1 protein-coding gene and 2 pseudogenes are annotated in these 1238 nt (G+C 74.8%); 1 reads left to right on the top strand and 2 read right to left on the bottom strand.

The features are described from left to right. A pseudogene (locus tag G3I42_RS06310) lies at nt 1-187 on the top strand (hypothetical protein); the annotation flags it as partial. 84 nt (nt 188-271) lie between these two features. On the opposite strand, the gene G3I42_RS06315 reads toward G3I42_RS06310, so the two are convergent. Further along, entirely contained in the window at nt 272-682 is a 411-nt protein-coding gene (locus G3I42_RS06315; protein WP_164283165.1) for a rodlin, read from the bottom strand. Between the two features lie 148 nt (nt 683-830). Then, a pseudogene (locus tag G3I42_RS06320) lies at nt 831-1238 on the bottom strand (hypothetical protein); the annotation flags it as partial.

The following is a 1238-nucleotide window of genomic DNA, read 5'->3' on the forward strand; positions in this document are numbered from 1 at the left end:
CCCCGCGCCCGGCAGCGCCGCGCCGCCGGCCCCGCCCGCGTCCGCGGACCCGGCGGGCCCCGATTCCTCGTACGAGCCGGTCTTCGCGCGGCTGTGGCAGCGCTGGACCAGCGAGGGCCGTACGGTGCCCGGCGAGCCCGACCCGGAGTGGGCCGCGCTCACCCGCCGCAGCCCCTGGCCGCGCTGAGGAACGCTCCCGGGATACGGCGAGGGCCGCCGTCCCTGGCGGGGAAGGCGGCCCTCGGTGCGCCGCGAGGCGGCGTGCGCGTGCTCAGCTGTTGCCGGCGCCGTTGCCGGACAGGACCGGGATGTCGTCCAGGATGTGCGAGAGCGGCTCGTCGCCCTTGGCCTGGGTGGAGTTCTCGGTGCACTGCTGGTTCTGCGGCGAGGACAGGACGTTGAGGTCCTGCACCGAGATCGGCACGAGGCCGACGAGGGAACCGGCGTTGACCTTGGCGGGCAGGCCGATGCAGGGCTTGTTGAGCGAGCCCTGGACGAGCGCCATCTGCGGGCTCATGTTGCCGTAGGTGGCCTGGTTGCCGTACGCCTGCTGCGCACCGTTGCCGGAGACCGAGGTCGTGCCGGCGTCGTCACCGATCGCCATGGCGGGGGCGGCGACGGCGGCGGTCGCGCCGACGACCGAAGCGGCGACGGCCGCGACAGACATGACCTTCTTGATCATGAGTGATCCTTTCGAGTACGAGCCCCGTCCCGGAGCACGCTGGACAACTGGCGGGCGGGGCTCGGGATGCGGGCGTTCACTCCAATGGCCCAGGGATTCATCACACCGCTGTCACCGGGCGAAACACCCGTGCGGCCTTCGTACGGGGTCAGCCGCCGCGGTTGTTGCGGGTGGGGCGGTTGGGGCGGCGGTGCAGGTGGAGGAAGGAGAGGCGGGTCAGGGTTTCGACGGAGCGCTCGCGGTCGCCCGCCGTGCCGACCGGCAGCGTCCGCGTGCGGCCGCGCGCCCGGACGGCGGCCTCCTGCTCCTGGAAGAGGTCGGCGTCCTCGGGCGCGACCCGCCACGTGAGCCGCCCGGCCGCCGTGTCCACGTGGACGGGCGACCAGCCGTCCGGGCCGGGCGCCCCGACGCTCCCGGCGTGCAGGCGCAGGACGTAGGCGATGAGCCCGGCGCGCTCGCGCTGGGCCGCGTCGAGTTCGGCGTGCACCTCGGCGAGCCGGTCGACGAGGCGCAGTTCGCGGGTGGTCCAGGAGCGGGAGCGGCGCGGGGGGCGCGG

The organism is Streptomyces sp. SID11385 (assembly GCF_010548245.1).
GTDB lineage: Bacteria > Actinomycetota > Actinomycetes > Streptomycetales > Streptomycetaceae > Streptomyces.